Source organism: Nostoc sp. (assembly GCF_036918015.1).
Lineage (GTDB): Bacteria > Cyanobacteriota > Cyanobacteriia > Cyanobacteriales > Nostocaceae > Nostoc.
The window spans coordinates 44507-67051 of record NZ_JBALEO010000074.1; the positions used below are offsets into that span (position 1 = coordinate 44507).

Here is a 22545-nt window from a genome sequence, read left to right on the forward strand (position 1 = left end):
CAAATCTACAGATGTATATGCTATGATTGCAAAGTTGCGAAATGCAGCGAAAGGGTCGCTAACTCAACGGTAGAGTACTCGGCTTTTAACCGATTAGTTCCGGGTTCGAATCCCGGGCGACCCATATAGAAGTTTATTAAATGATGTAAAGTTAAATGATGTAAAGAGGCGATCGCTCCTCCTCGTAATTGCAGGAAGGAGAATTTGGGATACTGGGCTACCATAGCTACTAATTCTAGGGTAGCTAAATGTACAGCAATACAGAGCAGGTGTAGGGCATAGTACAACAGTAGAGAGCAAATATAGAACATATTTATAGTAACTATGGCGTAAAGTTTTTCAACATAGATACACCACACTAGTTATAATTTCCTATAAGTTGAAAAAACTCTTAAGATTTAGCGTAATGATTACGCTTCTCTCAGACCGACTAGCTGACAACCACATTAGGAGGACTATCTATGGCGCTTGTACCACTGCGGCTGCTGTTGGATCATGCAGCTGAAAACGGTTACGGCATCCCAGCTTTCAACGTTAACAATTTGGAGCAGATTCAGGCGATCCTGAAAGCTGCTGTCGAGACAGATAGCCCCGTAATTTTACAAGCTTCACGCGGCGCTCGTGCTTATGCAGGAGAAAACTTCCTCCGCCACCTGATTTTGGCAGCGGTAGAAACCTATCCTCACATTCCCATTGTGATGCACCAAGATCATGGTAATGCACCTGCTACTTGCTACTCAGCAATTAAGAACAACTTTACCAGCGTGATGATGGATGGTTCTTTAGAAGCTGATGCGAAAACTCCCGCTAGCTTCGAGTACAACGTTAATGTTACCCGCGAAGTTGTAAACGTAGCTCATGCTTTGGGTGTCAGCGTTGAAGGTGAACTCGGTTGTTTGGGTTCTCTAGAAACTGGTGCTGGCGAAGCTGAAGATGGTCACGGGTTTGAAGGTACACTCGACCATTCTCAACTGCTAACCGACCCCGATGAAGCTGTTGAATTCGTAGAAGCAACCCAAGTAGATGCTTTGGCTGTTGCCATCGGCACAAGCCACGGTGCTTACAAGTTTACCCGTAAGCCGACTGGTGAAATTTTGGCCATCAGCCGCATTGAAGAAATTCACCGCCGTCTGCCTAATACTCACTTGGTAATGCACGGTTCTTCTTCTGTACCTGAAGATTTGCTTGCACTGATTAACCAATATGGTGGTGCAATTCCTGAAACCTACGGTGTACCTGTAGAAGAAATCCAAAAAGGGATTAAGAGTGGTGTACGTAAGGTAAATATCGACACCGACAACCGTTTGGCTATTACTGCTGCTGTACGTGAAGCTTTGGCTAAAAAACCAGAGGAGTTTGACCCCCGTCACTTCCTCAAGCCTTCTATTACATACATGCAGAAGGTTTGTGCTGAACGCTATCAGCAATTTGGCACAGCTGGCAACGCCAGCAAGATTAAGCAAATTTCTTTGGAAGATTTTGCTGCTAAGTATGCTAAAGGTGAACTCAACGTTGTTACCAAGGCAGCTGCTAAAGTTTAATTTTGACAACCAACTAATAAATAGGGGCATAGTCTTGCTATGCTCCTAAAAAACTGAGGATTTGAATGTTGTCAGAAACCGGGTGTTTACCCGGTTTTTTGTTGTATTCATAAGGGCTAGAAATGGGGAATGGGGCTTGGGCATTGGTCGATAATCAATAGTTCTTCTTCCCCTGCTCCCCCTGCTCCCCCTGCCTCCCCAGGGCTGTTTCATTCCATTTCAAACAGGATTTGTCAAGATGGTTAGCAAGAAAATTGTCAGTAAGGGTGACGATGAGATGAACATTTAAGCACTTAAATATCAGTAAAATAGTTCGTTTTATCGACACGCTGGTAACAAAATAACCAATTTAAAATTGCTAGAACCCTTGATTTTTAAAGCTCTTTGGGGAATGAAACAGTCCTGCCTGCCTCCCCTGCTCTCTACTCCCTAGAACACCCGATGTTGTAAAGAGGGCATTTGACGGCGGACTTGTTCGAGTCTAGTAGGTTTGATTTCTGCGATCGCAATTCCCGGTTTCTCTCCAGCATCGGCTAAAATTACACCCCAAGGGTCAATAATGACCGCGTGACCGTGGGTTAGACGACGGGCGTAGTTATTCCCCGTTTGGGCGGGAGCAATGACGTAGGCGGTATTTTCGATGGCTCTGGCTTGTAGTAGTACTTGCCAGTGGTCTTTACCTGTAAAGGCGGTAAAAGCGGCGGGAATAAATATAACATCGGCTCCCTTATCTGCCAGATGACGATACAGTTCTGGGAATCGGACATCATAACAAATAGAAAGCCCTAAATTACCGAGCTTTTCTGAAAAATACACGGGGGGCAGTTGCGTACCAGCCACAACCGTGCTGGATTCGCGGTAGGTGTTGCCGTCGGGGACATCAACATCAAATAGGTGTACTTTGTAGTAGCGGGCAAGCTCTTGACCGCTAGGGTCAATGAGTAGAGTTGTGTTATAAACTTTGCCTGTATTATCTACAGGAAGTGGAAAGCTGCCGCCCAAGATGGTAATTTGAAAGCGTTGAGCCATTTTTTTGAGAAATTTTTCACTTTCAAGAGCGATCGCATCACCTTGTGCGAGTTTATCTTTTTCTTCTCCCATATAGGAAAAGTTTTCTGGCAAACCCACCAATTCAGCACCTTGACGCACGGCAAGCTCTATTAATTCTTCTGCCTGTGCCAAATTTTTATGTAAATCGGGCACACTGGTCAATTGAATAGCGGCGGCTAAATAAGACTTCATAGATTCAACAACGAACAGTTGATTTATGGAAGATAGATTATCAAAATATATCGCTACTTCAAAATCTGTGGAACTTAATTAGAAATCCATCAGGGTTCCTTTTCTTTAACAGACTTGTTTTATTGCTGCTCTTAATCTTCCTCTGGGTTCTAGCAAACTGAATAATATTGCGATGAGTTGCGATCAAACCCTGATAAAAGCCGCCTGATATGAATATTTCCGTATGACAGAGTAACTAAATTTATTTATGCGATTGTTATACCAATTCTATAGGACTCCTATTTGATTTGCGAAAAAACTTCAGTACAAATATATTCACTTCTTTTCTGTTCTCTCTTACCTTCCTAAGCAAGTAAGTTCAAGAATTAAATCAGATTCCTATATCTGAGTTTGAGCTTTATTCACGTAGGAATAATTCATCTAGACACATACTCCTACAGAGAAGCAAGTTATACCAATTTGAAAAAAAGAATTGATATTAATTTTGAATTTTGAGCATACCCTTCCTCTGGAACAAGCTAGGCACAGCCTCTCGTAGAGAATCAATGTACGTGACTCAGCTTTTGGGCTTTTTGTTAGCGGCGTTAGCGCTAGAAATTGCTAGTGCGGGAATTAGGCAGTTGTTTTTGAGGTAGAAAACTCCTAAAAATATTCTGGAACTGTATACAAATGTAAACAAGCTTGAGAGACAGAAAATTCATGCCTCTCAAACTTGTTTATAAAAATTAACTTAAAGTTAGAACAAAATGGATAACTCAAGAGGGTTTTATTGCCGATTGAGTTTCAAAGATGCTTTTCGAGAGTGGAAGCTAATGTAGTTTTAGGCACGGCGCCAACCACCATATCGACTTTTTGTCCACCCTTAAAAATCATTAATGTGGGAATGCTGCGGATGCCATACTGACTAGCAACATTAGGATTTTCATCTGTGTTGACTTTTACGACCTTTATTTGACCTTTGTACTGTTCGGAGATTTCATCGACAACAGGAGCTACCATACGGCATGGTCCGCACCAGGGTGCCCAAAAGTCAACTAAAACTGGTACATCGCTGTCGAGTACTTCTTGCTTGAAACTAGAATCGGTAACTTGTGCGGCTGTTGACATGCCTAAAACCTTCGCCAATAATATCTGAACTTGGTGAAAATTCTACCATAGCAAAAACCTCAGCTTGGGAGTGCGAGGATGTACATTTGCAAAGAAGCTCTAGAATTTATTTACAAACATAAGGAACCGCCCGAACAATAGTCCGGGCGGAGTGTGGTGTGAGGAGTGAACGGAAACATGCGTCTCCGCTATCTCTATTGTAAGCGACATATCGGATTTTTCCAGCAATTGTTTAGGGGCCAGAAAAATTTATTGAAGGATTATTGGGGATTAGGGATTAGGAATTAGGATTAAAATAACCCTTTTCCATTACCCAGTCCCCAGTTCCCAGTCGCTAATTTTATTTCCCCATACCTAATTGTTGAGCTTTTTGGTAAACTTTGCCTTCGGTTAATAAAGAAGGTGCAATCACAACTTCCACCTGCTGCATTTCTTTAATATTTTTCGCTCCCAAAGTGCCCATACTGGTCTTTAAGGCTCCTAAAAGATTGTGAGTACCATCATCTAGTCCTGCTGGGCCAATGAGTATTTGCTCTAGGCTACCAGTGCTGCCAACGCGAATGCGGGTGCCACGGGGCAAGACTGGGCTGGGAGTCGCCATACCCCAATGATAACCTCGTCCTGGGGCTTCTGTGGCTCTAGCAAAGGGGGAGCCAATCATCACACCATCTGCACCACAGGCGATGCATTTGCAAATGTCGCCACCGGTGATTAAACCGCCATCAGCAATAATGGGGATATAGTTGCCAGTTTCGTTGTAGTAATCATCTCGTGCTGCGGCACAATCTGCGATCGCAGTTGCCTGTGGCACACCCACACCCAACACCCCACGAGAAGTACAAGCAGCACCCGGCCCAATTCCCACCAGTACCCCAGCTGCCCCAGCTTTCAACAAATTCAACGTGACTTCGTAAGTCACACAATTCCCCAACACCACGGGGATGGGCATGGAACGACAAAATTCTGCTAAATCGAGTGGTACTAAAGACTCTGGTGACAGATGTGCAGTAGAAACTACCGTAGCTTGGACAAAAAATAAATCTGCCCCAGCTTTTGCCACTGCCTCACCGTATTTACTTGCACCGGCTGGAGTCGCACTCACCGCTGCAATGCCACCTTGTTGTTTAATTTCCTGAATACGTTGTTCAATTAATTTCGGTTTTATTGGTTCGGCATAGAGTTCTTGCATGAGGGCAACAAATTCATCTTTCCCCACAGAGGCAATCCGATCTAATATTGGCTCTGGGTCTGCATAGCGAGTTTGAATACCCTCTAAATTGAGGACACCTAATGCTCCTAACTGTGACAAACGCACAGCCATACGAACATCTACTACGCCATCCATAGCACTAGCAATTATCGGGATTTCTCGCTCAATATTGCCAATACGCCACTTAGTATCTGCCAAGCTGGGGTCTAGTGTTCTATTACCAGGGGCTAGAGCAATTTCATCTATTCCGTAAGCTCTGCGAGCTGTTTTTCCCCGCCCAAGTTGAATTTCCACGCTTTAACTTTACTCAAATCTGTTTAAGCTAGGGTATCAAATTGTGGGGAAATTTGGGGTATTTTTTTCCCGAACCATATAAGTGACTAATGACAACCGTCATTAGTCATTTGGATTTTGACCGATTAAAAATCCAAAATTAGTTTTATTTACCGTTTATTTTTAGCGGCATCCACACCAGTGTAACCAGTTGCTAACCAAATTATCGCTCTAGCTCCATCACGAACAGATTTTTCGATAGATTCAGGGGGTTTTTCGGAAGGAACTGGCACTGGTTTTAAATAAATACCCCGACTACCTAAAATAATTTCGCCGATGACACAAGCCCGGCGCATGTGGAAGTCGGAAGTAATCAAATAAACGCTCTTAATACCGCGAGCTTGCAAATCATCTACCAAAGTAGTAAAATTAGTAACTGTATCTACTGCTTCATAATCCAAGTGTAAACGTTGAGGATCAACACCAGCTTTGGTAAACACTCTTTGGGTGAATGTACGTGGACTGCCGCCTGTAATCCAAATCGGTATATTTGGATGCTCGCGAACGAATTTTGCTGTAAATTTTTCTCGCTCTAAATGTCTCGTTGAACCACCTAACACTACAACTGCTTGCGGCTGCACAAATTGGTTTTGTACTTCTTTGTATCCCCACCACATAAATATTGGTAGGACAAAAGCCATAAAACGAAAAGATTTATTTGTAAAGAGTAGCTTATTCAAGGCTCAATAACTTAATTTACTTAGTACACAATTTTCTCTGGATATAAGAAAAAACAATTCATAGTAGAGTAGCAAACTTCCCAAGAATCTGCCGAAATTCTGCCCAAATATAAATTTGGTTGGTTTTCGTGTAGCAGCGCGATTAAGCGTGCCTGGAGTTTTTCCTCTAATTGATGGATTATCCTAACCGATATCGGACGATTCATCAAAGGGTTTTAACCACTTTATATAGTAGTTCTCAATTGCACAGAATCAGCAGCCAGTCGCGTGGACGGATATCCCGACTTGGGCGAACAGGCGTACTACTATTACGGTCACAGCAATGCTATTACCATATTAAGTGCTGTATATATAAATTGTCTGAATATAACGGGACTGGTGCGACTTGAACGCACGACCTGACGCTTAGGAGGCGTCCGCTCTATCCAACTGAGCTACAACCCCAACTGCGAAGCATATATAATTATAGCAGTAGTTTTAGGGAGACTGCCAAAAATTATCCCAAGAGCCGCCGCCTACTTCTAAACCACAAAGAAAACTTTCGGCTTTTAGAATTATTTTAGATTTTCTGCCATTTAGTTCTCGTAACTCTAAATTTAGTTTTCCTTGCATGGTGTCTCGGCAACAGTATCTTAAACCTTCTGCTGTCGGCGCACGTAGAGGTGTACCAGGTAAATCTGTGATTCCTGTTAATTCAATTTCATAACTAGAATTGCTAGCTTTCATTTGCCATCTACCCCAAGGCTGAATTTCCCACTCTACTTGTGAATTCCAGGGAACAAATTCATAAAACTTGCCTTGATAGTGCAGTCCAATCATCGCTACAGATTCCATCCACCACAGCACACCCCGCCGTCCACCGCCAGCAGTTAATGCTAAGTCAGGTTCGCCCTCGAAGCAATTACAGTTTATCCAAAACCATTTCTGAGGAAAAGCACCACCCCAATTTTTCTCGCCGTAGGCTGGGGCATTAGTGAATTCGTAGATTTTGCCATTCCAGTCAATCTTCCCACTGGCTAAACCGTGAGCCATCAAAATTTGCCATCCAGGTTCAAAAATCTGCAAGAATGACAGCCAGCCTGCGGTTGATTGCTGAATGCCATTTTGATTGCCCCAACCGTATACTGGTTGAATTTCATACTGCCAACGGCAATAATTATTGGTGGCGCGATCGCGAATTATTCCCTGATTCAAGGTGGCTGTAGCTTGATATCCCTCTTGAACATGATACTCAAACTCTGCTGGCAGGAGGTATAGGGGAGAAACTTGCAAATTATTTTTACCCCAATGACCTAAACCCAAAACATCCCGACTACCCCAAAATTTGTTGACATCAGGAAAAGTACGGCAGAGGTACTCATCATCCGGGCCGAGGATTTGGGCTGCACCGCCACTGTAAGGTTTACCGCCGATGGGATCTTCAATAGAGTACATAAAGGCGAATGTTTGCCCAATTTCCGGCAACGTGACGCGGTAATACCACCCTTCAAAGAAGCGACGGCTACTGCCATCCCAGTGATAACCAGAATGGGGCGTTTGGATTGATTGGAGAGGATTTATGGGAATAGTTAACATAGGTTTAGATAGTTGCCGATTTTTTCAGTATGCGCGATGTCTTTGATATCAATGATGCTTATGAAATTCTTGGGCTGAAACCCGGTGCTTCTCAAGCACAGGTGAAGCGAACTTACCGTAAACTGGTGAAAATTTGGCATCCCGATCGCTTTGTCGATCAAAAGCAAAAACAGGAAGCTGAGGAAAAAATCAAATCAATCAACGCAGCTTACAACAGGCTCAAATCTGAAATTCCATCTGAGCCTCCTATTCCTGAAAATCCATCTTCATCTTCGCCTAAAAATCCCCCAAAAATATCTGTCAATCGTTGGGATGCAGAAACTTTCTATACTTTAGGAGTAGAAAATGCTACTCAAGGAAGATATGAGGATGCGATCGCAGATTTTACCCACGCAATTCGTCTCAATCCTCACTATATCGACGCGTATAAATATCGTGGGCTAGTTTGCTCACAATTGGGATACGAATATAGAGCCGCTTCAGATTTAAATAAAGCTGCACAAATAGAAGAAGAGTTAAGAAATCCGGGGAGTACGCGTAGATCGCGATCGCCGAGATATGTATCAAAACCTAGACCTCTGGTAGAAAGATTTTGTCAGAGGATAAAAAGTTTACTGCGGCTAAATCGGCGTTGGAGATAAGGACTTCAGACGGCGACACCAGACCTAGAGTTAGATAATACTTATATCTGGGAATACTAAGTGTAGTAAGATTTGCTGCTGATTTCTTAGTATGAGCGATCGCCTCGATATAAATCATATTTACGATATCCTTGGGTTAAAACCAGGTGCATCTGCTGATGAGGTCAAGCAAGCTTACCGCCAGATGGCTAAGACTTGGCATCCAGATTGTTTTTTTGAAGCGCAGCAAAAGCTAGAAGCAGAAGAAAAAATCAAAGAAATCAATCAAGCTTATGAAAGCTTAAAGTCTTATCAGCCAAATGAGAAAAATCAATCTGCTTGCACTTCTACCAAAATTGATTTCACTCCATCCAATGCTGAAAGCTTCTACAAACTGGGCATGGAGAAAGCTCAAAGAGGAAAATATAGTGAAGCAATAGAAGACTTTACCCAAGCGATTCGTCTCAACCCAAACTACTTTGAAGCCTATAAATACCGAGGGCTTGCTTGCTCGAAACTAGGATACGAAAATAGAGCCAAGTCAGATTTGAAAAATTCTATAGAACTGGAACTGAAACAGAAAAAAGCAGCACCCAAACCGACATCACCACCGCCAAAGCCACCAACACCACCACCCAAACCAACATCGCCACCGCCAAAGCCACCAACGCCAACACCACCACCTGAATCACAGTCTCAACCTTCACCGTGGAAATGTGTACACACGCTGACTCATCTAAACTGGGTTTTTACAACTGCAATCAGTCCAGATGGGCAAACTTTGGCTAGTGGAAGTAGTGATAATAGTATCAAGATTTGGCATCTAGACACAGGCAAATTACTACATACTCTCACTAGTCATACAAAATGGGTAAGATGCCTAGCCTTTAGCCCAGATAGCCAAACTCTGGTTAGTGGCAGTGATGACAGCAGCATAATGATTTGGCAAGTGTCTATAGGGAAATTACTTAAGACACTCAAAGTACATTCAACCTCAGTTTTTTCTGTAATCATTAGTCCAGATGGTCAAACTATCCTGAGTGGTGGTACAGATACTACTATCAAGGTTTCTCATATAGAGATGGGGCAATTACTGCAAGTCCTCAAAGGTCATTCTGGCTTGGTTTACTCCCTTGCTATTTGCCCAAAACAACAGGTTTTTGTAAGTGGCGGTGCGGATAATACCATTAAGCTGTGGAATTTGAAGAGTAACAAACTGCTGCAAACTCTCAACGGGCATTCAGGTTGGGTGATGTGTGTTGCTATTAGCCTTGATGGGCAAATTTTAGCTAGTGGCAGTTATGACCAAACTATCAAGCTATGGAACATCAATACAGGTAAGCTAATTAATACTCTTGCCGGACATCGCAGCTATGTTTGTGCGATCGCTTTTAGTCCCGATGGTCAGCATCTTGTTAGTGGTAGTGCAGATTGTACTGTGAAGCTATGGGATGTCAATACAGGACAAGAACTTTACACGCTGGATAACCATTCAGATTGGGTTAATTCTGTCGCTTTCAGTCCTGATGGCAAAACTTTGGTTAGCGGTAGTCGAGATATGACCATTAAGCTTTGGCGATGCGATATCTAACGACAAATTCAAAATTTAGAGACTTGAAGCAAATTGCCAGATTTTTTATCAATCCATTAATTGACAGTTTAATAACATCCATCTTTGGGATACTCTTTCTCTTGATTAAGTATTAACTTCCTACAGATAGAGCCACTTGCCGATCTCAGAGGTTATGCTGATAATCACCAACAATCGCGTAGCAAATAAAACCCAACATTTATCAGCAACATATATTTTTCAACTCAGTAAAACCTCTTGTTTTTACAAAGTTTTTAGTTTGTCAACATCATATCGAGGAGTGAAATAAACGGCTATGTCTATTCCCAATGAACGCGAAAGTAAAAACAGTGAAGTCAAGCAAGAATCTTACACTGATATTAATGGTAATACTCACACTGACTTGACGCGAACCACTGAAACAGTCAAGAACAATACAGCTAATCCCAACTCTTACACCAACGGTTATGTACAAGGTCGAAATGTTGAGCGTAGCAATCAAGCAGATTTAGCCCAGCGTGATGAAAACAATGCTAGTGGTGGTTTGCTGTTAGGTATTATCATTACTTCCCTGCTTGGTTTGGTTATAGGTGGGGTTTGGTACTTCAACCAGCAGAATAACGCAGCGGTTAACAATGCTGTGCCGGTCGTGGTTCCTGTACCGAGTAAGAGTAATCCAACTCCCAGTGCATCTCCTCAACCAACGACGATAATCGAAAGAACTAGGGAAGTACCTGTACCTGTTGCTGTTCCTGTTCCTGTTCCCCAACAACAGGTTACACCTCCCTCTGCACCTCGCCAACCGGATATTAACATTACTATTCCGCCCCAGCAGCCTGCGGCAGAAAAAGCACCTTCTGTAACCCAGCCAGCCCCTAAAGCGACACAAAGTCCGGCGACGAGTCCAACTACCAATACTCCGGCTTCGCAGAACGATAGTTCTACTAATACTGTTGCTCCTGGTACGAAAAGTGACACTTCTAAAACCACTACACCTCAAGGAGTAGACCAGTCAAACAGTACATCTAATAGTGGTTCTTCTACCGCAGGCGGTTCTGGTCAATAAAAGCTTCTGAACTTTCAGCCCACTTGGTAATGTTGGCGTGAATGCCAATATTATCAAGTGGGACAATTTTTAAGTAATATTTCTGAATTGTTGCGATAAATTAATGGTATTCAAGTTTAGTAAACGTGTCTTGTAGCTAAACAAACACAATGCTAGATTAAGACCAAGGTACAAACAGGTTAAAAGTTAAACAAAAACTTTCAAGTTAGAGCCTGTGCCTCCTGCTCTAATCTTCTCGCGATCGCTATGATTGGTTGTGGCATCCGTTGAATGAATGTGTTTTTGCCTTAAGTTCAATGAGTTGTTTTGGAGGTTTTAGAACGCACAGCCAGAAAATGCCTGCCTAGTTGGAATGTAAGGATGTGCAATTCTGAGTAAAGCGATCGCGAATACTGTCCACCTTATTTTGAGTTAGTCATTTCTGAATTCTCCAATCTTCAAGGAACCGCCCCAAGCTATTGAGATTTATCCATCGTAGCTTCAGGCGGTTTCTGCTTTGAGTTTGTTAGTAAGAATTCAGGAGTCAGAATTCAGGAGTCAGAATAATTAAAGAATCATGAGAATATTTGATGAATGAGTGTATCAGGCTAAACTCCTTATAAATTCTGGATTTTGAATTCTTTATTTATTGTTAATGACTAATTAAGGTAATTACAGTCACCTCTGGCGGACAAAATAAACGTCCTGGTTTATAAGTTCCTAAACCACGATTGACATATAGTTGATTTTCTTCCACCTTGTGAAACCCTTGCGCCCACTCCCAATATCGAACTACTTTCGAGCAGTCTCCTAATAAAAATGTTACCCAACGCCGTAATTTTTTGGGAATTTGTTTGAGTAGCTTTTTGTAATAGAGTACTAGAGGGCCAATGCCCGGAATGACGATGTGACCACCGTGGGTATGACCAGATAGTTGCAAATCTACGCGCCATTGTTGCAATATCTTGGCTGTATCTGGGTTATGGGATAAAACAATGCGCGGTGTCATCGAGTCTAGTTGATTCATCACTGGTGCGGGGTAGAATTCCCGTGACCAATAATCAGCTAGTCCTACCAATGGTAATTCTTTTCCTAGTGGATAGGCGATTTCATTCCAAAGTACATGAACCCCAATGCTAGTTAAAGCTTGTGTAACTTCTACTTTGGAGTGGCTGTAATAAATATCGTGGTTCCCAAGTACGGCGTAGATACCACAGCGACTTTGCAGATGTTTGAGTCGAAGCACCAATTGATGGATTGGTGTGGGATCGTCAGTTACGTAGTCACCAGTTAATAGAATTAAATCTGGTTCAGCTTCATTAGTAAGTGCGATCGCTTTTTCTAACATCTCTTCCGACAGTCGCAAACCATCGTAGTGAAAATCTGATAACTGTACTAACGTTGTACCTTGTAAAGATGCAGGAAGTTCCGCAATCTTAACCGTTATTTTATCTACTCTTAAATGTCCTGTAAACAACCAATGCATAAGTCAACCGATACTCCTCATACCAGCGCTTACAGCTTACCAAAAATAAAAATGTAACTTGATAAAATGCAATAATTTATGTCATCTACCCCAGATACAATTAATTCATTGATTTAAATTCTGCGATGAAACTAAGCAGGTTCTGATTGAGTTTGTAAGCACTCATTAGCCAGAATACCTGCTGTGATTGCGTTCTTTTATTTTGAATTTGAAATTATCTACTCACCTTGTAGAGTGATTATAGTAACTTCTGGAGGGCAAAATAAGCGTCCTGGGAGGTAAGTTCCCAAACCACGATTGACATATAGCTGATTTTTACCTAGCCGATGCAAACCCTGCGCCCATTCCCAATGCTTGACTACAGAAACATTTACTTCTAAAAATGGGAATCGACGCCTCACTTTTCTGGGTATTTTTTTTACAAGCTTTTCGTAAAACAACGCCGCAGGGCCAATTCCGGGAATCACGATTTGACCACCGTGAGTATGACCAGATAATTGTAAATCAACTCGCCATGTTTGTAATATCTCCGCAGTATCCGGGTTGTGGGATAAAACAATGCAGGGTGTGTCGGGGTTTAGCTGGTTCATAAGTGTTGCGGGGTGAAACTCCCGTGACCAATAATCAGCCAGTCCAACGAGTGGTAATTCTTTTCCTAGTGGATAGGCAATTTCGTTCCAAAGAACGTGAATTCCGATGCTAGTAAGGGCTTCTGTAACTTCTGCTTTTGCGTGTTTATATATATCGTGATTGCCAAGGATAGCATAGATACCACTGCGACTTTGCAGATGTTTGAGTCGAAGTACCAGTTGGTGAATTGGCGACGGATCGTCAGTTATGTAGTCACCAGTTAATAAAATTAAATCTGGTTTAGCTTCGTTAGTCACTGCGATCGCTTTTTCTAACATCTCTGCCGACAGCCGCAAACCATCGTAGTGAAAATCTGACAACTGCACCAGCTTTTTACCTTGTAACGATGCAGGCAACCCTGCAATGTTAACCGTCAATGCTTCTGTACTCAACGGCCCAGATAACAACCAATGCATAAAACGTTCAATAAAGCTTAATCATAGCGCTTACAGCTTAACTGAACATTGTTGGTTTGTGTGTAGCGGCCAGTGCAACTTATTGAGAATTTTATGAAAGCTGTAGATTTTAGTGTATTTATACTTAGTTAAATCAAAAACAAATTTACTATTAATTTATTTTGTACAAAAATACTAATTAATATTAGAGTTAGTCTGCGTAGGCGTAGCCCATCGTACCCCTACGAGGAAGCAAGCTATGCGTAACGTATGGCAGAGAAGATATCGCTTTCCAAATTTCTGTATAATTCTGGATGCGATGTCTAACAACAAGCTCGAAAGCAGAATGTCTTCGGTTTTGCTCTATGGGTCTACGCACGTGCAATTTACTACTGTAAACGCCAAACTTGTTTCAGTTTATCAATTAGTTGTTCCTGGCGTTTATTGATAACTTCAGGTGTCCATTCTTTTTCCATCAGCACTTGTGTAGTTAGCGCAAAATTTGAAACACCTGTTTTCGTAGTGAAATACTTCTGCTTTTTCAGTTCAAAATCGTAGTTTTGGGCTTGACTATTTTTATAGGAAGAGAGCAAAACTAAATTTCCTATACGATTAACATATTGATCGCGTTCTTCCTGAGTGGCAAACCATTTTTCCCACACACTATTAGAAATGGGATTTTGCGGAAGCACATGCTCAATAGTAATGTTATGGAAGTGATACGAAGCTTTTCCTTCCGACAATGCAGTATCTAAGCGAATTAAAACATAAAGTCGAATTTTCTTCATTAAATAAAGGTCATCATTCAGTATTTTGAGAATATATTGCTTTTCTTCCATTTTCAATTGCAGCGGTGAATGAGATGCGTACAAATCTTCTCCAATCTCGATAGCATACAGCAACTTGCTGTAACGTTCTATGCGTTCATTAATATTAGCTCGTTGAATCATTAAACCTGAAGCGAGGCGATCTAAATCTGTGAAAAACCTCACTAACAATTCAGGATTGCTGTAATTCCGAGAAAGGTACAAAATAGCTGGAGGTATCCAGTCAGAATTATCAATAAGCTGTAACCATCTAAAAAATTGGTTTACTTTTTCAGATAAAATATCACTGTGATAAGCTTGATTATTAATGTCATAAAAAGCTTCACCGAAAGGAATTAGTGTTTTATCAATTAACTGCTGAGGATCGTGGATTGGTTTAATATCATTTAGGAATTCCTTAAGTATACTTTCACGGGGCTTGGATTTGGCATTAATCATTCTAATGTGAGAGAATAAGCTTTTGAATATATCACGTCCCAGTTTTTCTTCTAGCTCTTCCCATTTTTTACTATATTTATCCTGTTGTTCAAGAGAAATTTTACCAATAATTTCAGCTTTCAATATATCAGCATGAGACAAATCCATTCCTCGATTATTAATTACGGAAAATATTCGATATGCAGAGTCAATATCTGGAGTAGAAACTACTACTAAAAAACATCGTTTAATTATGAATTGAGTTAGGCGTAGAAGCTGATTATTAGTAAATAGCTGTAAGCGTTTTACAAATAATAATGTATTTTCTTTTATGTTTTTACGACTATCTGATAGTTTGGCACTATGTAAATTTTTCAGTTTATCAATTCCACCTTCATCCTGAATATATTCTTTAAAAAACTGTGCATCTCGCTCACGCAAATTCAAACGGTAAACGTTATCATCAGGATCAAAATCATCTTTTTCGTAAAGATATCTTGTTAATATATGTATGTGTTCTTTAGAAACGCATGTCCGTAAAGCAGCTAGCAGTATAGTAAGTGTAGTCAAACGCTGTTGACCATCCACAACCTGGGCATCTCGTTTATCTCCTTTTATGAGTACAATATTTCCTAAGAAATATGGGTTTATCTCATCAATTTTATCGTCACTGTCTCCTAAAGCAGTAATTAAATCTTCAAGTAGTTCTCCAGCTTGTTCGGTTGTCCATGCATAGGGACGCTGATATAGAGGAATAGTGAAGACAAAATCGTTGCTAAATACTTTAGAGATAGGATAATCAGTAGCTTGAATTTTAACCGCGCTCATATTTACCTGCTTTAGTGGGATAGTAGACTGCACTTTACTAAAGTTAGTTTTCCCATTAAATACAGCAATATTTCAGGTCGTTGTAGTATTGTTCAGTTTTTTGTAGGGCTTGGGGAAAATAAGCATTTATTAAGGACAATAGAAAAATCTACACTTAGCGATCGCTAATCTTCTTATAGAATTTTTAGCAATACCTGTGCTAAATTCGGTAGATTTTCTTATTTTAAACACCCTCCAAGCCCTAACACGCCCTACTAAGGCTAATTTTGATAGTTTTATGCAAAATAATCAAAAAAATAACGCCTACCTGTCATTATGGTGGCGCTATTTTTTTAATTTAATTCACAGTTAAAAATAGTTAAATGAATTTGCTAAATCTTTGTCATTGATTTACCGCAATTTTTTATACAGCACTGCGGTTGGTTAATAAATTCCACAGGAAAACTGCGACAATCGCACCAAGAACTGCTACCGCAATACCTGGAATGCTGAGACTAGGAGCTGCTAGAGATAAAGTTCCCGTACTGAAAAATACACCTAAACTACCGCCAACAAAAGCACCGATAATTCCTAACACAATTGTTCCTAGAATTCCGCCACCTTGATGACCAGGGTAGATAGCTTTTGCGATCGCACCAGCAATTAGACCTAAAACAATCCAAGCAAGAATATTCATTGTTGTTAAGTTGGTAAACGTTTTTGACTTACAACTACATATTAACGATCTTCATTTCTGACTTAATCTACCATCAGAATTAATTATGAATATCCATTAGGAATAGTTTAATTGCTACTAAGCTTTTTGATATATTGCGGCTAACATCCAGCTTAGGACAAGTCCGCTATGGATAGCTGTGACAGCCGTTATCTTAGGATTTGCTAATGTCCCAAGCTGTCTGACTACTGCTAGATGACCCATTTGAGGTAGATAGTCAATTAAAAAAAAGCTCCTAGTAGGTCTTTAACTAGGGGCTTATATAAACTATTGCTTGGTTAATTGCAGTATATGCATTTTTAATTAGCTCTCTCCTCTACTAGAAGAATTAAGCTGAGTTTTTAGAGACTGTCTCTAAAGTAATGTAAAGGAAGCAAAATCAGATAATTGAGACGATCGCTTATCCCTTTACAAGTTCATGTCTAGTTTTTAATTTTTAATTGCTGCACGATCGCTGCCGATGACTCGATGGCCGATCAATGGGAACAGTCTGCGGTAAGACCAATGCATACTTAGGAAAATCAGACTTACTAAAGTCAGCAGCATGACGCCCAGAATCGTTGTATATGACTTGGTGCGCCACCAAAATCCATTTGCACCTAGTCGCACAAGCTTCCATAAGCTAGCTATATCGACGCTTTCGGAATCGTGAATGGTGATTGCTAAGGATGCTGCTGTGTTTTGTCGTGCAATTGTCATTTTAATTACTCCTTTAGACCCAAATGCTGAGGCATTAATCTTAAACTACGGTAATACGATAGATTTTATGTTATTTATATGTAATATCTCATAGCTTGATGCAAGAAGCAAGTTTTAAGGGAATTATGAATCGGGGATTGGGCATTAGGATTAAAAATTAGGTATTTACTAGATTGAAAACTATTCTCTAGTCCGAGTCCCTACTCCCAGTCCCCAATTCCCAGTTAAAATGCCTAATCAAATTTGGTTATCACAGTTGCAAAAACATCGAGCGATCGCAGTCATCCGCGCCCCCAAAATCGAATTGGGACAGCAAATGGCAATGGCTGTAGCATCTGGGGGAATGCAGCTAATTGAGATTACCTGGAATAGCGATCGCGCTGGGGAATTAATCAGTCAACTACGTTCGGAATTACCAGCCTGTATCATTGGCACTGGTACGCTATTCAATGTGCAGCAGCTAGAAGAAGCGATCGCATCTGGGGCGCAATTCCTCTTCACACCCCACGTCGATCCGGCAATGATTCAAGCAGCACAAGAAAAAAATGTGCCTATTATACCAGGAGCTATGACTCCTACAGAAATTGTTACCGCTTGGAATCAGGGCGCTAGTTGTGTAAAAGTGTTTCCCGTGCAGGCAGTGGGAGGGACTAACTATATCAAAAGTTTGCAAGGGCCGCTGGGTGAGATTCCCTTAATTCCTACTGGCGGCGTGACTCTAGAAAATGCCAAAGAATTTTTGCAAGCTGGAGCGATCGCTGTCGGTTTGAGCGGGGAATTATTTCCTAAAAAGCTTGTCATAGAGGGAAATTGGTCAGCGATCGCAACTCAGGCAAAAAACCTAATGCAACAGTTAGGTTAACTTAGAATCAAATTATCAAACATTCACGTCTATTAAAGTAATAGATATGGAAATAAAGGTGAAACCTGATAAGTTTCTCAAGACCCCATGATTTGAGTGTGAGTGTATCTAAAATGAAAAGACAAATTTCTCCTGACTGGGTGCGTCGCTTACAAATAATCCTCACTGGTACGGTACTGTCCCTAAGTGTTTTTACTACTACTGGAACCAGTGAAGTTTGGGCGAATTCCAAAACTCAAGTAATTGCACAAAAAATCCAGACATTACAACAATCAAATCAGCGCTGGATTCAAATTGATCTTTCCAAGCAAAGATTAATAGCTTGGCAAGGTGACAAAGTTGTTTATGGAAGTGCTATTTCCTCTGGCAAAAAAGCCACTCCTACTCTTGTTGGTACTTTTAGGGTTCAATCCAAATTTAAAACTACGCGGATGCAGGGAGAAAACTACAATGTTCCCAACGTTCCTTATGCGATGTTTTACCAAGGTAATTACGCTATTCACGGAGCTTACTGGCATAAGAGATTTGGCACTCCAGTGAGCCACGGCTGTGTGAATATCGCACCTAAACATGCAAAATGGCTATTTGAGTGGGCATCGGTAGGGACACCAATAGTCATTCATAAATAGTAGGTGAAGTAGCCAAAAGGCAATTTAGGTAAAATTATAAATAACAACAAATCAAGACAATTAAGTGATTCCCAGCAATATTTTATGCTGGGAATCTTCGGAGTCGGAATTACTGAATTTGAAATAAAATCTAGAGAAGGGCATTTAACGATTTGCCCAAAAAATAAGCGGAAATCCTGACAATTCCTCTATGAAATTACAAATGCAAACATAAATTTGGGGAAAGTTTGTATTTAAGCATTTAAATGACAGATTTTTGTAAAGATTGTCCTTTGTAATTAGTCACTTGTACTGAGCGTAGTCGAAGTATTGGTCATTACTCATCATTTAACCAAGAATAAATGACAAGTGACAAATAAAAGATGAACTGCGTAAATCCTGCACAGAAAGCAAGTAATTTTCTGGAAATTTGTAGTTTTCCAGAAAATTACTTCACTTCATGATTTTTGCGTAGTTTAGAAGGTGAGGCATAATGCAATCCTGGATTCGCAGTGGTGGAATTCGTTCTTCAGGAACTTTTTGTACAGGCGTGGCGCTGATGGTGGTGACTTTATTCTCTTGGTCATCGCCGTTAACAGGTACACCCAACTCGACTACAGCAACAGCCATGTCAGTCGATGAAAACAGCATCACTGTATCTGATAATATTAGCCAACCTCGCTGGATTGAAATTGATTTGTCAGAGCAACGTTTACGTGCATGGGAAGGTAATAAACTTGTTCATTCATATCGCATTTCTGGAGGTAAGCGAGCGACTCCTACACCCATAGGTAGGTTTCGGATTAATTCTAAGTATCGTATTAACAGAATGCGAGGCAGAGGCTACAACATTCCTGACGTTCCTTACACAATGTATTTTTACAGAGGGTATGCCATTCACGGAGCTTATTGGCATAATCGTTTTGGGACTCCAGTCAGTCACGGTTGCGTAAATTTACCTGTTAAGCAAGCCCGTAATCTTTACAACTGGGCTTCAACAGGAACTTTAGTAGTGGTGCGGAAATAATTCGTAATTAAGAGTTGCAATTCTTCCTTTGATGTATAGACGGGTGTGTTCATGGAGTTAAGCACCTGTCTATACATCTTGCTAGACTAAAAACAATCTTCAAGGGATTCAGGAGCTATGAGCGTCATAATTACTCAACCTCTCACATTGGAAGAGTTTCTGAAGCTCCCAGAAACAAAGCCTGCGAGTGAATATATTAACGGAGAGATTATTCAAAAGCCAATGCCAAAAGGGAGACACAGCCGCTTACAAGGCAAGCTTTGTGCTGTTATCAATGAAGTCACAGAGAATAAGAAGATTGCCTATGGATTTCCCGAATTACGGTGTACTTTTGGTGGACGTTCAATTGTACCTGATGTAGCTGTATTTCTGTGGGAACGTATACCGTTCACAGTTGACGATGAAGTACCCGATAATTTTGAACTTTCACCAGACTGGACGATTGAGATTCTCTCGCCAGAACAAAAACCTAACAAAGTAATTGGGAACATTCTTCACTGTCTGAAGTATGGTAGTCGTCTAGGATGGTTTCTTGACCCTGATGACCTCAGTATTTTGGTATTTCTACCAGAGCAGCAGCCAGTGCTACTCCAGGGAGAAGATTTTTTGCCTGTATTTCCAGAAATTGAACTTGCGTTAACCGTCAATCAAGTTTTTGGCTGGTTAAAAATGGGCAAATAGAAATAACTCGGCTGGAATGAGAAAAAGCGTAGCCCGCACTTCGGCTCCTTTCGACTTCGCTCAAGGCAAGTCGCTCAGTGACCTTCGTAGACATTGCCTAATTCTCAAACAAACTAGTATCAACGTGAAAAAAGTTCCCTAAGACCTTAGCCATCTCCTGAGTAATTTCTTGTTTTCCACTCATAACTTCAGAAACAACCTCTCTTGAACCAAGAATTGCTACTAACTCAGCTTCCTTAACACTCTGAGCATCGATTAGATGGAGGAACATTGAGTGTGCTGTTGATTCTCCCATTGAATAATGCTCATCCTCATATTTTTCTATCAGAGCGATCAACAGGTCTAATAATGCCGACTCTTCCAAAGTTCGGTTAACTCGATGAGACAGTTCCTCAGCTAGTGTAATAGCTTGCTCGTTTTCCTCATCTGTTTTAATAACCTTGGGTTGATATTTAGCAAGCAAACTAGCATAAGTCTCACGGTTAAAAGTAAGGGTCATTTTTCCATTTATCCTTATCGTATTCTGCGTGCGTCAAAATGTATTTAAGATAAATTATTTGGTCACTGTAAACCAAATCAACTATCAGACGGTATTTGTTGCCTTTGATATTAAAAACAGTAAAATTACCAACAGCTTCTGTTTGAGGATAAACTGCTTGTACCTGGGCAAGATTATTCCATGTAGCTTTATTGGCAGCCTTGTACCAGTTTTTAAGTGCATCACAGGAATCAGCATAATTTTGGCAAAATCCGCGCAGCTTTTTACGACTGATGATGTGCATTATATCTAGCTCAACTGTGCCACGAGTTGATTTTCTAAAAGTGTGTCATTCGTTAACAAGTCTTCAACGGTGATTCGCAAAAAGCGTTGTTCATCAACTTGAAAGAGAATTTTGATGCGATCGCTTCCAGGATATCCGGCTGGTGTCAGTTGGGCAATTGTCTTCGCACCTTCTCGATCGTTGAGAGGTTTGACGCTGGTTTCACTATTGTCCATACGGCGAGTAATTAAGCGATCGCCATCAAAATAAACTTCAGTACTACCTGTATCTGCTCCTAATTCTCCCATAATTAGTTCAATACTGGGCTGATTTTCTACAGAAGCGCCTAAGACTAATTCCACTGCTTGACTCATTGGGTATGCTTGTCCAGCTTTAATTAAAGAATGCCATTTGTGACGCTGATTGCGGCGATCCCAGTAGCGGATACCATAACTATGGTAAAGAAAGTCTTTGATTTGTATGCCTTGGGCTAACTGTAATGCACCTTGAGCGATCGCTTCAAAGGGACGTTCGCAACGGATTTTTTCTGGCTCAAAATACTGTTTGATCCATGTCTGCACTGCTGGCAATTGCACTGTTCCGCCAACTAACAAAACTGCATTAATATCAGGAAGTTCTATCCCTTGGCGTTTTGCTTGCTGTAACAGTGTCGTCATTGATTCATCGAGTAACTCAAAAAAGGCGTGTTCTTTGAGGATATTTTCAAAAGTATCGCGGTTTAGTTCTAGTTCATAGCTTTCAAATGTCTCATCATCAAAATAAACTTCACTAGCTTGGTTTTGAGTTGATAGCTGAATTTTTACCCGTTCTGCCAATCGTGTTGTCAAGGGACTTACCGCCAACTCTTGAGTTTTGGCAAAGTAATCTACTAACCAGTTATCAATATCAGTACCGCCCAGATTTTGCCCAGCTTTCGCCAGGACACGGGCTGTTTTAACTTTTTGTTTTGAATCTTCAGCCAGAGACTTATTACCCCACTTCAGGATAAATCCTAGCGGTTTGGTGGTTGCTTGCACACCTCGATCTAACCGGACAAGGGACAAATCTAAAGTACCGCCACCAAAGTCAATCACTAAAAGAATTTCTTGATCTGCCAAACCATAACCCAAGGCGGCGGCTGTAGGTTCATCCAGCATTCGCACCTGTTCCACGGGGAGAGCTTGACAAACGTTTCCCAACCAGTGACGATAAGCTTCAAAACTGTCTACGGGTACGGTTAACACGAGAGAATCTAAGCCACCTTCCAGGGGTGCTAGTTGTTCAATTACTTTGGTGAGAAACCATTGCCCTACTTGTTCAAAGGTGACAATTTGCCCATCTAATTCGGGTAAGAAACCTTGAATATTTGCACCAATACCGCGTTTGAAGCTGCGGAAAAATCGCGTTTCGCCTTTGAGGTCAAAACCGCGATCGCGTACTTGTTGCCCGACTAAGACTTTATTTTGGGCTGCGTCTTCAACATAAACCAAGCTGGGAATCAGTGGCGGATTGAGACTTTGTTTAATTGATAAACCTGGTAGAGTCAGGGTTTCTGGCTGCTGGGTTACAGGGTTCCAACGAGCAATGACTGTGTTGCTAGTACCAAAATCGATTGCGATCGCCATATTTTATATTTATTCTCTCGCACGAAGATGCCAAAGCTGCTTTATTTGTGATTATTCTCCA

The 22545-nt window shown here is 41.1% G+C and carries 21 protein-coding genes, 2 tRNA genes and 1 pseudogene; 10 read left to right on the top strand and 14 right to left on the bottom strand.

Annotated features, from left to right (window positions below; genetic code table 11):
- The first annotated feature begins 52 nt into the window (after positions 1-52).
- Together V7K61_RS20305 and fba are read left to right on the top strand one after the other, a co-directional pair.
- Positions 53-124 (top strand) — tRNA-Lys (locus tag V7K61_RS20305).
- A 337-nt stretch (positions 125-461) separates the two neighbouring features.
- Positions 462-1541 carry a class II fructose-bisphosphate aldolase gene (gene fba / locus V7K61_RS20310; RefSeq protein WP_094348068.1) on the top strand — a complete coding sequence of 360 codons (1080 nt, stop codon included), beginning with the start codon at positions 462-464 and terminating at the stop codon, positions 1539-1541.
- A gap of 429 nt (positions 1542-1970) precedes the next feature.
- Here fba and V7K61_RS20315 read toward each other — a convergent pair whose 3' ends face one another.
- The gene (locus V7K61_RS20315; RefSeq protein WP_335056003.1) at positions 1971-2783 is read right to left on the bottom strand and encodes a carbon-nitrogen hydrolase family protein; all 813 of its coding nucleotides are present in this window, start codon (positions 2781-2783) and stop codon (positions 1971-1973) included.
- A 551-nt stretch (positions 2784-3334) separates the two neighbouring features.
- Between V7K61_RS20315 and V7K61_RS20320 the strand changes: the two are divergent.
- A pseudogene (locus V7K61_RS20320) lies at positions 3335-3418 on the top strand (MarC family protein); the annotation flags it as partial.
- A 148-nt stretch (positions 3419-3566) separates the two neighbouring features.
- Here V7K61_RS20320 and trxA read toward each other — a convergent pair.
- From trxA to V7K61_RS20345, 5 genes are all read right to left on the bottom strand, one after another.
- A complete protein-coding gene (trxA, locus tag V7K61_RS20325) occupies positions 3567-3890 on the bottom strand; it encodes a thioredoxin (RefSeq protein ID WP_104909616.1) in 324 nt (107 codons plus the stop codon).
- 340 nt (positions 3891-4230) lie between these two features.
- On the bottom strand, positions 4231-5394 hold the full coding sequence (locus V7K61_RS20330) for a GuaB3 family IMP dehydrogenase-related protein (protein ID WP_335056005.1): 1164 nt from the start codon (positions 5392-5394) through the stop codon (positions 4231-4233).
- Between the two features lie 149 nt (positions 5395-5543).
- Positions 5544-6074: a YdcF family protein gene (locus tag V7K61_RS20335; RefSeq protein ID WP_099101842.1), complete on the bottom strand. Its 531-nt coding sequence runs from the start codon at positions 6072-6074 to the stop codon at positions 5544-5546.
- Between the two features lie 409 nt (positions 6075-6483).
- Positions 6484-6557 (bottom strand) — tRNA-Arg (locus V7K61_RS20340).
- Between the two features lie 33 nt (positions 6558-6590).
- Complete coding sequence (locus tag V7K61_RS20345; protein WP_335056007.1) at positions 6591-7688, bottom strand: tocopherol cyclase family protein; 1098 nt, start codon at positions 7686-7688, stop codon at positions 6591-6593.
- Between the two features lie 29 nt (positions 7689-7717).
- Between V7K61_RS20345 and V7K61_RS20350 the strand changes: the two genes are divergently transcribed.
- From V7K61_RS20350 to V7K61_RS20360, 3 genes are all read left to right on the top strand, one after another.
- Positions 7718-8329 (top strand): DnaJ domain-containing protein, encoded by a 612-nt coding sequence (locus V7K61_RS20350; RefSeq protein WP_335056009.1) that lies wholly within the window; start codon positions 7718-7720, stop codon positions 8327-8329.
- A gap of 91 nt (positions 8330-8420) precedes the next feature.
- Positions 8421-9899: a DnaJ domain-containing protein gene (locus tag V7K61_RS20355; RefSeq protein WP_335056011.1), complete on the top strand. Its 1479-nt coding sequence runs from the start codon at positions 8421-8423 to the stop codon at positions 9897-9899.
- 295 nt (positions 9900-10194) lie between these two features.
- The gene (locus V7K61_RS20360; protein WP_335056013.1) at positions 10195-10944 is read left to right on the top strand and encodes a hypothetical protein; all 750 of its coding nucleotides are present in this window, start codon (positions 10195-10197) and stop codon (positions 10942-10944) included.
- A gap of 631 nt (positions 10945-11575) precedes the next feature.
- On the opposite strand, the gene V7K61_RS20365 is transcribed toward V7K61_RS20360, so the two are convergent.
- The 5 genes from V7K61_RS20365 to V7K61_RS20385 form a co-directional block, all read right to left on the bottom strand.
- Positions 11576-12409 carry a metallophosphoesterase gene (locus V7K61_RS20365; RefSeq protein ID WP_335056015.1) on the bottom strand — a complete coding sequence of 278 codons (834 nt, stop codon included), beginning with the start codon at positions 12407-12409 and terminating at the stop codon, positions 11576-11578.
- A 218-nt stretch (positions 12410-12627) separates the two neighbouring features.
- Positions 12628-13455 carry a metallophosphoesterase gene (locus tag V7K61_RS20370; RefSeq protein WP_335056017.1) on the bottom strand — a complete coding sequence of 276 codons (828 nt, stop codon included), beginning with the start codon at positions 13453-13455 and terminating at the stop codon, positions 12628-12630.
- Between the two features lie 368 nt (positions 13456-13823).
- Complete coding sequence (locus tag V7K61_RS20375) at positions 13824-15506, bottom strand: DUF262 domain-containing protein (protein ID WP_335056019.1); 1683 nt, start codon at positions 15504-15506, stop codon at positions 13824-13826.
- 403 nt (positions 15507-15909) lie between these two features.
- Positions 15910-16182 (bottom strand): GlsB/YeaQ/YmgE family stress response membrane protein, encoded by a 273-nt coding sequence (locus tag V7K61_RS20380; RefSeq protein WP_094348080.1) that lies wholly within the window; start codon positions 16180-16182, stop codon positions 15910-15912.
- Between the two features lie 468 nt (positions 16183-16650).
- Positions 16651-16920 carry a hypothetical protein gene (locus tag V7K61_RS20385; RefSeq protein WP_094348081.1) on the bottom strand — a complete coding sequence of 90 codons (270 nt, stop codon included), beginning with the start codon at positions 16918-16920 and terminating at the stop codon, positions 16651-16653.
- A gap of 229 nt (positions 16921-17149) precedes the next feature.
- On the opposite strand from V7K61_RS20385, the gene V7K61_RS20390 reads away from it, so the two are divergent.
- The 4 genes from V7K61_RS20390 to V7K61_RS20405 all read left to right on the top strand — a co-directional run bounded on the left by V7K61_RS20390 (position 17150) and on the right by V7K61_RS20405 (position 20098).
- A complete protein-coding gene (locus V7K61_RS20390; RefSeq protein WP_335056022.1) occupies positions 17150-17782 on the top strand; it encodes a bifunctional 4-hydroxy-2-oxoglutarate aldolase/2-dehydro-3-deoxy-phosphogluconate aldolase in 633 nt (210 codons plus the stop codon).
- 113 nt (positions 17783-17895) lie between these two features.
- Positions 17896-18411: a L,D-transpeptidase gene (locus V7K61_RS20395; protein ID WP_334893176.1), complete on the top strand. Its 516-nt coding sequence runs from the start codon at positions 17896-17898 to the stop codon at positions 18409-18411.
- A 472-nt stretch (positions 18412-18883) separates the two neighbouring features.
- On the top strand, positions 18884-19417 hold the full coding sequence (locus V7K61_RS20400) for a L,D-transpeptidase (RefSeq protein ID WP_335056024.1): 534 nt from the start codon (positions 18884-18886) through the stop codon (positions 19415-19417).
- A 117-nt stretch (positions 19418-19534) separates the two neighbouring features.
- Positions 19535-20098 (top strand): Uma2 family endonuclease, encoded by a 564-nt coding sequence (locus V7K61_RS20405; protein WP_335056026.1) that lies wholly within the window; start codon positions 19535-19537, stop codon positions 20096-20098.
- A gap of 97 nt (positions 20099-20195) precedes the next feature.
- Here V7K61_RS20405 and V7K61_RS20410 read toward each other — a convergent pair whose 3' ends face one another.
- The 3 genes from V7K61_RS20410 to V7K61_RS20420 are packed head-to-tail and all read right to left on the bottom strand — an operon-like array spanning position 20196 to position 22484.
- Entirely contained in the window at positions 20196-20597 is a 402-nt protein-coding gene (locus V7K61_RS20410) for a helix-turn-helix domain-containing protein (protein ID WP_335056028.1), read from the bottom strand.
- The gene (locus tag V7K61_RS20415) at positions 20581-20880 is read right to left on the bottom strand and encodes a type II toxin-antitoxin system HigB family toxin (RefSeq protein ID WP_335056030.1); all 300 of its coding nucleotides are present in this window, start codon (positions 20878-20880) and stop codon (positions 20581-20583) included. Before V7K61_RS20415 ends, V7K61_RS20410 begins: the two co-directional genes overlap by 17 nt.
- Before the next feature lie 5 nt (positions 20881-20885).
- Complete coding sequence (locus V7K61_RS20420; RefSeq protein ID WP_335056032.1) at positions 20886-22484, bottom strand: Hsp70 family protein; 1599 nt, start codon at positions 22482-22484, stop codon at positions 20886-20888.
- Between the last annotated feature and the right edge of the window lie 61 nt (positions 22485-22545).